Below are 339 nucleotides of genomic sequence, written 5' to 3'. Positions count from 1 at the left end.
TACCCCCTTGCAATGCCAGATAAGCGGCTAGTGATTCAGATTGAACTGTTGAAGCGCTTTTTAACCTGGAATGGATCCCACTGGACATCCTTTATAATCATTATTGTTGTTGGTGGATTGGCTGCTATCTCAGCTTCATTAATCCCATTAATAGCAGGGCAATTATTTACTCAAATATTACCCGGAGGTAACCGGCAGTTACTGCAATCACTTCCTTTGATATTGGTGGTACTCTTGTTAGTAATCGTTATCGCCAGTTGGTCAGGATATTATGTGATTCATCGCTTGCTTGATGGGCTCATACTGGATATACGTGTGGAAATATTCAAGAAATTACTG

The 339-nt window shown here is 40.7% G+C and carries 1 pseudogene; it reads left to right on the top strand.

Annotated features, from left to right (window positions below):
• Positions 1-30: 30 nt before the first annotated feature.
• Positions 31-339 (top strand): annotated as a pseudogene (locus tag SQ11_RS18055) (ABC transporter); the annotation flags it as partial.

Origin of the sequence: Nitrosospira sp. NpAV, from assembly GCF_000832065.1 — a bacterium.
Lineage (GTDB): Bacteria > Pseudomonadota > Gammaproteobacteria > Burkholderiales > Nitrosomonadaceae > Nitrosospira.
This window is presented reverse-complemented; position numbering and strand designations above follow the sequence as displayed.